The sequence below is a fragment of the Mesorhizobium sp. M7A.F.Ca.CA.004.12.1.1 genome, from assembly GCF_003997835.1.
Taxonomy (GTDB): domain Bacteria; phylum Pseudomonadota; class Alphaproteobacteria; order Rhizobiales; family Rhizobiaceae; genus Mesorhizobium.
The window spans coordinates 1-8,735 of sequence record NZ_RZRK01000198.1; the positions used below are offsets into that span (position 1 = coordinate 1).

At 62.3% G+C, this 8,735-nt stretch carries 8 protein-coding genes; 3 read left to right on the top strand and 5 right to left on the bottom strand.

The window, feature by feature from the left end; translation table 11 throughout:
• Together EN984_RS12930 and EN984_RS38730 are read right to left on the bottom strand one after the other, a co-directional pair.
• Positions 1 to 1,332 (bottom strand): ABC transporter substrate-binding protein (locus tag EN984_RS12930; RefSeq protein ID WP_164765458.1); only part of this gene is annotated, 1,332 nt, incomplete at its 3' end.
• Between the two features lie 421 nt (positions 1,333 to 1,753).
• A complete protein-coding gene (locus EN984_RS38730) occupies positions 1,754 to 2,158 on the bottom strand; it encodes a hypothetical protein (RefSeq protein WP_245480059.1) in 405 nt (134 codons plus the stop codon).
• Here EN984_RS38730 and EN984_RS12935 point away from each other — a divergent pair.
• Both EN984_RS12935 and EN984_RS12940 read left to right on the top strand, forming a co-directional pair.
• Complete coding sequence (locus EN984_RS12935; protein WP_127386666.1) at positions 2,103 to 3,806, top strand: long-chain fatty acid--CoA ligase; 1,704 nt, start codon at positions 2,103 to 2,105, stop codon at positions 3,804 to 3,806. The two genes, EN984_RS38730 and EN984_RS12935, sit on opposite strands and share 56 nt — an antisense overlap.
• Positions 3,806 to 4,516, top strand: a complete 711-nt coding sequence (locus EN984_RS12940) for a methyltransferase (RefSeq protein WP_236383350.1) — start codon at positions 3,806 to 3,808, stop codon at positions 4,514 to 4,516. The genes EN984_RS12935 and EN984_RS12940 overlap by 1 nt, the downstream gene beginning before the upstream one ends.
• A 261-nt stretch (positions 4,517 to 4,777) precedes the next feature.
• Here EN984_RS12940 and EN984_RS12945 read toward each other — a convergent pair whose 3' ends face one another.
• A complete protein-coding gene (locus EN984_RS12945) occupies positions 4,778 to 5,656 on the bottom strand; it encodes an NAD(P)H-binding protein (protein WP_127267318.1) in 879 nt (292 codons plus the stop codon).
• A 114-nt stretch (positions 5,657 to 5,770) separates the two neighbouring features.
• On the opposite strand from EN984_RS12945, the gene EN984_RS12950 reads away from it, so the two are divergent.
• A complete protein-coding gene (locus tag EN984_RS12950) occupies positions 5,771 to 6,130 on the top strand; it encodes a helix-turn-helix domain-containing protein (RefSeq protein ID WP_127267317.1) in 360 nt (119 codons plus the stop codon).
• Between the two features lie 115 nt (positions 6,131 to 6,245).
• Here EN984_RS12950 and EN984_RS12955 read toward each other — a convergent pair whose 3' ends face one another.
• The gene (locus EN984_RS12955; RefSeq protein ID WP_127267316.1) at positions 6,246 to 6,968 is read right to left on the bottom strand and encodes an HAD family hydrolase; all 723 of its coding nucleotides are present in this window, start codon (positions 6,966 to 6,968) and stop codon (positions 6,246 to 6,248) included.
• Positions 6,969 to 6,973: 5 nt separating this feature from the next.
• Positions 6,974 to 8,617 (bottom strand): glucose-6-phosphate isomerase, encoded by a 1,644-nt coding sequence (pgi, locus tag EN984_RS12960; RefSeq protein WP_127271380.1) that lies wholly within the window; start codon positions 8,615 to 8,617, stop codon positions 6,974 to 6,976.
• Positions 8,618 to 8,735 lie beyond the last annotated feature (118 nt).

Here is an 8,735-nt window from a genome sequence, read left to right on the forward strand (position 1 = left end):
GCTCAGGAGCACGCCGAGGAAGTTGTCCGGATCGCCATTGTCGCCGGTCCAGCCGACGATGACGGCGCCGTCGTGATCGACCGCGGAAGCGCGCTTGAGGTATTCACCCCAATCGTAGCTGACGATCTCGACGGTGACGCCGACCTTGGCGAAGTCCGCCTGGATCAGTTCGGCGGTACGGCGCGCGTTCGGCATATACGGGCGCGACACCGGCATGGCCCAGACGTTCATCTTGAGGTCCTTGACGCCGGCCTCTTCAAGCAGCTTCTTGGCTGCATCCGGATCGTAAGGATCGTCCTTCACTTCCTTGTTGTAGGACCACATGGTCGGCGGGATCGGATTGATCGCCACCTGGCCGGCGCCCTGGAAGACGGCGTCGATGATGGCCTTCTTGTTGATGGCCATGTTGAGCGCCTTGCGGACGCGCACGTCGTCGAACGGCTTCTGCTGGGTGTTGTACATCAGCGCGCCGACATTGAGGCCTTCCTGCTCCTCGACCTTCAGGTTCGGATCGGCCTGCAGGCCGGCGATGTCGGCCGGTGCCGGGTACGACATGATGTTGCATTCGCCGGCCTTGAGCTTCTGCGCGCGCACCGCCGGATCGGTGGTGATGGCGAAGACCAGATCGTCGATCTTCTGCTTGCCGCCCCAATAGTCCGGGTTGGCCTTGTAACGGATGGCGGCGTCGGTCTGGTAGTCAACGAAGATGAACGGACCGGTGCCGATCGGCTTCTGGTTGAACAGCTCAGGCGTCTTGTCGGCCTGCAGCTTGTCGGCATATTCCTTGGAGACGACCGAAGCGAAATCCATGCCCAGCGTTGGAATGAAAGTGATCGCCGGCTCCTTGAGGATGAACTTCACCGTCAGGTCGTCGACCTTCTCGACCTTGGCGATGTTTTCGCCGAACTGGTCATTGTAATACTGGTATGCAATGCCCGGAATGTACTGAAACCAAGGGCCGTTCTTGTCGACCTGGCGTTCGAACGAGAACACCACGTCGTCAGCGTTGAAGTCGCGCGTCGGGGTGAAATAGTCGGTCGCGGCGAACTTGACGCCCTTGCGCAGCTTGAAGACATATTCCTTGCCATCGTCGGAGATCGTCCAGCTCTCGGCCAGGCCCGGCGAGGTCGTCGTCTTGCCGTGATCGAATTCGACAAGGCGGTTGAAGACGGTGCGCGATGACGCGTCGAACGTCTGGCCTGCGGTATACGGCGCCGGATCGAAACCTTCCGGCGAAGCTTCCGCGCAGTAGACCAGAGTTTTCGCATTGGCCACGCCGCCCAGGACGCTTGCAGCCAGCAACGCGGCTGCAAAAGTCAGCTTCTTATTCATTGAGCACTCCCTGATGTTCTTCCAAGCCCCTCTATCAGGCTCGCGAAGCGCGCATATAAGCACCGTTTTTCCGGCTTTGGAACACCCCGTTTGCTTACCCCGCGGGAAGCAGGAAAAAAATCCGCTATTTTGCCAGATTGCAGAAAAAATTAGCAGTTTCTTCCATTCACGAGATTATTAACAACCGAATTTTTTTATTGATCGCCAAGCTGACGACATAAATGTTCCCCGCGCTTCCGAGCGGCCGAGGGATGCGCCAGGACACCATTTGGCAGCGCCGGCGGCGGCAAGGACTTTCGACGGAAAATCTTTCGCCGTGTTGCCGCAAGGGCAAGACTTGCACGGTCACCAAGGGAGGCAATACATAGGGTATAACGGCCGCAGCGGAGGGCGCCCTTGTCAATTCAGAGGCGAGGTCAATTCAGGGGCGAGCGCGGCGCGAATGAACAAACTTGTCCAGGGAGGAACGGGTGGCAAAAGCATCAAGGACGACGACGGTGAAAGCGGGAGCCAAGGCGCCGTCGAAAGCAGCCGGTACTGCCAAGCCGAAAGCACCCATTGCCAAAGTCGCCACGCCGAAGGCGGCCGCGGCGCCCGTAAGGGCAAGCACAAAGCCGGCGGTGAAAGCCCCGGCCAAGGCCGCGGCCGGAAAGACGGCGCCGGGGAGTAAAGCGGGTGCGGCAAAGCCTGCTGTCAGGCCGGCGTCGAAGGCTGCGGCGGCGGGGAAGGCCCCACCGGCGGCAAGGCCGGCCGCCGCCACCGCCAACCGATTGCCGAAAGCATTGACGGCGCTGGCCGCCGGCTTGCCGGAAAAGCCGTGGCTCAAGAGCTATCCGAAAAACGTGCAGGCGGAGATCGGCGCCCTGCCCTACAGCTCGATCGGCGATTTCCTCGTCGGCGCCTGCAAGCAGTTTTCCGCGCAGCCGGCCTTCACCTGCATGGACAAGTCCATCAGCTACACCGATGTCGAGCGGCTGTCGGCGGCCTTCGGCGCCTACCTGCAATCGAAGGGCCTGCAGAAAGGCGCGCGCGTCGCGCTGATGATGCCGAACGTGCTGCAATACCCGGTGGCGATGATGGCGATCTTGCGCGCCGGCTATGTCGTGGTGAATATCAATCCGCTCTACACGCCGCGCGAGCTCGAACACCAGTTGAAGGATTCCGGTGCGCAAGCCATCGTCATCCTGGAAAACTTCGCCAACACCTTGCAGGCGGTGATCGCGAGGACGGCGGTCAAGCATGTGGTGGTCGCCGCGATGGGCGACATGCTCGGCGGCCTGAAGGGCACCATCGTCAATTTCGTCGTGCGCCGCGTGAAGAAGATGGTGCCGGCATGGTCCTTGCCCGGCCATGTCAAGTTCAATGCCGCCATGAAGGCCGGCGCCGGCATGGGCTTCAAGCCGGCCAAGGTGGAAGCAGACGATGTCGCCTTCCTGCAATATACGGGCGGCACCACGGGCGTGTCGAAGGGCGCCACACTGCTGCACAGAAACGTGCTCGCCAACGTCGCGCAGAACGCGCAGTGGATGGAGGACGCCTACACGATCAAGCCGAAACCGGCGCACCCCAACTTTATCTGCGCGCTGCCGCTCTATCATATTTTCGCGCTGACCGTGAACGCACTGATGGGCATGCAGCAAGGCGCCCGCAATGTGCTCATTCCCAATCCGCGCGACATTCCCGGCTTCGTCAAGGAACTGCAGAAGTATCCGGTGCACATCTTTCCCGGCCTCAACACGCTGTTCAACGCGCTGCTCAACAATGAGGATTTCCGCAAGCTCGACTTCAAGCCGCTGGTGCTGACGTTGGGCGGCGGCATGGCGGTGCAGAAGGGCGTCGCCGAACGCTGGAAGACGCTGACCGGTTGTTCGGTCACCGAAGGCTACGGCCTCTCGGAAACCTCGCCGGTCGCCACCGCCAACAAGTTCACCGCCGGCGACTTCACCGGCACCATCGGCCTGCCGCTGCCCTCGACCGAGATCGCCATCCGCGACGACGACGGCAACAATTTGCCGCTCGGCGAGGTCGGCGAGGTCTGCATCCGAGGACCGCAGGTGATGGCGGGCTACTGGAACCGGCCCGATGAGACCGCCAAGGTGATGACCAAGGATGGCTACTTCAAATCCGGCGACATGGGCTTCATGGACGAGCGCGGCTACACCAAGATCGTCGACCGCAAGAAGGACATGATCCTGGTTTCGGGCTTCAATGTCTATCCGAACGAGCTCGAGGAAGTCGTGGCCATGCATCCGGGCGTGCTCGAAGTGGCGGCGGTCGGCGTGCCGGACGAGCATTCGGGCGAGGTGCCGAAACTGTTCGTGGTCAAGAAGGATCCGGCGCTGACCGCAGAGACGCTCACCGCCTTCTGCCGCGAGAACCTGACCGGCTACAAGCGGCCCAAATACATAGAATTCAGGACCGAGCTGCCGAAGACGCCGGTCGGCAAGATCCTGCGGCGAGCACTGCGCGAATAGTGGACGGCGATCTTGCCGACAACGATGCTCTGGATCGATGCTCACGCCTCGACCCGGCAACCTTCATCAAGGCGAACATGCGCCTTGTCCCCGTGCCTGCGCTTCCAGAAATCCAGTTTTATACAGCTCACCCCGGCAGCGGATTGAGGCGGCTCGTCGAGCCCGAAGACGATGCGGAAGACGCGCCGGAGCCACAACCGCCCTACTGGGCCTATGCATGGGCCGGCGGCACCGTGCTCGCACGCTATGTCCTTGACCATCCAACAACCGTGGCGGGACGCCGCGTGCTCGACCTTGGTGCCGGCTCCGGCCTTGTCGGCATCGCCGCAGCTAAGGCTGGGGCACGCGAAGTGATCGCCGCCGAGATCGACCGCAACGGCGTTGCCGCTCTTGAGCTCAACGCGGTCGCCAACGGCGTTGCCATCACAATAATAGGCGAAGACATCACCGCCGGCCCGCCGCCGGCAGTTGACCTCGTGCTCGCAGGCGATGTTTTCTACGGGTGCGACGTTGCTTTACGCATCACCCCGTTCCTCGATCGCTGCCTGGCAGCCGGCATCGACGTGCTGGTCGGCGATCCCCGTCGCAACGATCTGCCGCTGTCCCGACTGCGGTTGCTCGCCGAATACCAGGTGCCGGATTTCGGCGACGCGAAGGGTGCTGCGACCAAGCCGAGCGGTGTCTTTTCGTTTGAGGCGGAAGAGCGCTGACGCTGAGATCAATCCCAGTCACTCGGAATGGCCGGGTTCGACCTCGTTCCGGACCTTTGTCAGGTGAGTACGACTGCCAGAAGGCAGCCATACAGAGCTGACATTCGGCGGCGCAAAATTGGGGTATGATCCAAGGCGCGTTATTCGGGCGTCGTAGGGTGGCTCGGCGAGTCGCAAAACGGCGGGATGGCGCGTTGCTGCCATCACCCCGGCAATGTCGATGTTGCGTTGTCTAACGCTCAGTTCTTCAAGGTCCCCGTCTCAAGCTTGGAGTGCCGCATGGTTGGCCCGCAAGAACTCGGCCGCTGTCATCGGCTTGCGGCCCAAGAGTTTCTCGAGATCCCCCGCCGTGCCGCCCCATTCTCCGGCGTTGATGCCTTGCACCCACACAAGCGCGAAGCGGGCGGCCTGCTCGGGCAGACCCGCCGCCACTAAGTGGGCGATGTAATCGTGATCCGAGCCGGAAACAAACGGCACTCGCTTGCCGCTGACATCCGACAGGATCTGTGCGACATCCGCGAAGGACACGGCGGGATCGCCATACAGCGAGTATGTCTTGTATTCATGGCCGTCTTGGCTCAGCACAATGGCATGCGCCTCTGCTAGGTCGTCACGGCTGGCATAGCCCGCCTTGCCCGCACCAGCCGGCACGTGAACCCCGGTCTCCAGGGCGTTTCCGCCGATGTAGAATGGGATGCTCTCGATAAAGGGCGGATGACGGACGAGCGTGTAGGCTAGGCCGGACGCCTTCAGTTTTTCCTCGACGAACAGATCCTGCTCGGTGATATCCGACAAGGTGAAGGCGGATCCTGCTTCGTGGATGATCGGCATATAGACGATGCGCTTAACGCCCGCCTGCCGAGCTGCGCTAATGGCATTTTGGTGCTGGGTATTGCGATCGGTAAAGGCCGTGGCGGATACGAGCATTAGCTTATCAATGCCCTCGAACGCGCGCACCAGTCCGTCATAGTCGAGATAGTCGCCTTGGCGGATCTCAATCCTATCGGCCGCCAGATCGGCCGCCTTGGCGGGATCGCGGGCCAGGCCGACGAGATCGCTGGCGGGCAACCGCTTCAGGAGATGTTGGAGAGTTTTTCGGCCGATATTGCCGGTTGCGCCGGTTACGAGGATCTTGGCCATGGTGATTTCCTTTGGGCTTTTGCACATCGACACCGTCGTCCGATCCAGGTAAGTCAGAACAGACCTGCAAACCAGTACCGACTATTTGGTAAGTGCCAAAATTCGGAGATCGACGTGACCGAGACAAATTTCCAATGCGGCCTGGAAGCGGTTCTTGCCATCCTTGGAGGCAAGTGGAAGCCGCTTGTCGTCTATCATCTGGCCAGCGGGCCCAAACGCACCGGTCAACTCCGCAGGCTCGTTACCAACGTGAGCGAGAAAATGCTGATCCAGCACCTGAAAGAACTGACGGATGATGGCGTTATTCGTCGCATTGACTTTCAGACGGTGCCGCCGCACGTCGAGTATGAACTAACCGACTTTGGTCAAAGCCTGGCCGGAGTACTCGCGCCCTTGTGCGAATGGGGAACTCATCATACGTCCGAGGTAGCCCTGATCGTGCAAAATCGATCGCGCCCTTCTGCAGGTGCGTAGCGGTCCCAAATCTGGCGGTGGACCAAGGTCCGCCTTTGAGGGAACAGCCCGTCTCCTTTCCACCAATCTCAGCCGTGGGCGGGAAAGCCCAAGTTGATTTGCCCGGCCTCCGCCGTCAGATCGTCTCCTTGACCCGCGCCGAGAGAAAATCCGGCAGGTCGGCGACCGAATCCAGGACCACATCGGCAATGCCGGCCAGCGATTCGCGGGTGCCGGTGCCGGAGAGCACGCCGACTGCCAGCCCGCAGCCGCCGGCACGCGCCATTTCGAGGTCGTGCCTGTTGTCGCCGACCATGGCGATCTCCGCCGGCCTGAGGCCGGTGAGGTCGCTGAAAGCCAGGATGGTGTCGGGCGCCGGCTTCGGATTGGCCACCGCGTCGTAGCCATAGGCCGCGTCGAACAATTGGGCGACGCCGAGCGTCACCAGCGTCTTTTCCGCTCCGCTGGTCGAATCATTGGTGGCGACGCCAAGCCGGTAGGATTTCCTGTGCAAGGCCGTCAACGTGTCGACGATGCCCGGCAGCGCCACGGCCATCGCCGAGCCCTGCACAGAGGTGATCTCGTTGAAGCGGGCAACCGCAAGCATCTGGTCCTCGTTGGACAGGCGCGGAAACCACAATTCGACGACGTCGAGATTGGTGCCGGACGCAAAGATCGAGTCGGGCTTGAAGCGTTTGTTGGCGAAATCGAAGCCGGCGGCGGCCAGCAGCCTGTCGGCTTTCCAGCGATCGCCCTCGGACGCATCCATGGCCATGAAGTCGGCAACGCCGAGCCAGGTGGCGTTGAAGTCGACAAGCGTGCCGTCCTTGTCGAACAATATTCCCTTGATGTCTGCCAAACTTTTCACTCCGAGCCACGCAAATGGTGGATGAATCCCACAAGGCCAGCGGTCGATGCATCCCGCTTGGCGGCACTTTCCTTGCCCTCCACGACAGGCAGAAGGCCGGTGGCCAGTTCCTTGCCGAGCTCGACGCCCCACTGGTCGAAGGAGTTGATGTCGAACAGCGTGCCCTCGACGAAGACGCGGTGCTCGTAGAGCGCGATCAGCCGGCCGAAGGTGCGTGGGTCGAGTTTGCGGTAGAGGATGGTCAGCGAGGGCCGGTTGCCCGAGAAGACGCGGTGCGGCGCTATCTTGTCGACCTCGGCCGGCTTCATGCCCTTGGCCAGCATCTGGGCGCGGGCTTCGTCCAGCGTGCGGCCCTTCATCAGCGCTTCCGACTGCGCCAGGCAGTTGGCGAGCAGCAGATCGTGCTGATGTTTGAGTTCCGGCTCGTGGCCGACCGCCGCGGCGAGGAACTCGACCGGGATGAAATCGGTGCCCTGGTGCAGCAGCTGGAAGAAGGCATGCTGGCCGTTGGTGCCGGGCTCGCCCCAGACCAGCGGTCCGGTCGGCGTCGTCACCTCTGTGCCTTCGAGGGTGACGCTCTTGCCGTTCGATTCCATGTCGAGCTGCTGCAGATAGGCCGGCAGCCTGGACAGGCGCTGGTCATACGGGATGACGGCGCGCGCCGGGTAGCCGCAGATGACGCGATGCCACCAGCCAACCAGTCCAAGCAGCGCCGGCAGGTTCTCCTGCACCGGCGCGGTGCGGAAATGCTCGTCCATCTCGTGCGCGCCATCGAGGAAGGCGCGAAAATTCCGCGGACCGACAGCAATCATCACCGGCAGGCCGATGGCGCCCCACAGCGAATAGCGGCCGCCGACCCAATCCCAGAAGCCGAAGACGCGATCCGGCGCGATGCCGAACCGGGCCACCAGGTCGAGCGCGGTGGAGACGGCGGCGAAATGCTTGCCGACCGCTTCCTTACCCAGTGCTTCTTGCACCCATTTCCGAGCGGTTTCGGCATTGGTCATCGTTTCGACGGTGGTGAAGGTCTTGGAAGCGATGATGAAAAGCGTGGTTTCGGCGGAGAGGCCCTTCAGCGTGTCGTGGATATGGGCGCCATCGATGTTGGAGACGTAGTGGGCGCGCGGCCCGTCATGATAGGGCGCCAGCGCCAGCGTCGCCATGGCCGGGCCGAGATCGGAACCGCCGATGCCGATGTTGACGATGTCGGTGATCTTCTTGCCGGTGGCGCCGGCCGCCTTGCCCGAGCGCACGGCATCGGCAAAGGCGCCCATGGCGTCGAGCACGGCGATGACGTCAGCCTTGACGTCCTGGCCATCGACGGTGACGCCCTTGCCGGTCAGGTTGCGCAGCGCCGTGTGCAGCACGGCACGGTCCTCGGTGACGTTGATCTTCTTGCCGGCGAACATAGCGGCGCGGCGGCCTTCGAGATCGGCGGCCTGGGCGAGCTTTTCCAGCAGCTCCATGGTGGTCGCGTCGACCGCGCATTTCGACCAGTCGAGCAGCAGATCGCCGTCGGTGACGGAGAATTCCACGAACCGCTTGGGATCGGCGGCGAAGGCCTGGCGCATGCTGGCGGGCGCCGCCGCGCGGTGGTCACGCAAGGCGGCGAGCTGTTTTTGAAAGGACGATTGATCCACTGCCAAACTCCGAGACCTCGAGCCATCATTACGGACCGGATGTTTCCGGCGCGTGTCGTCGCGACAATCTATCGGGCCGAACTCCACCCGTTTCAATGCGCAGCGATGACGCACACCG

Bases quoted from the DNA above. Each gene is read 5' to 3' on its own strand.
- EN984_RS12945 (WP_127267318.1), bottom strand. From the start codon at position 5,656: ATGGCCAAGATCCTCGTAACCGGCGCAACCGGCAATATCGGCCGAAAA.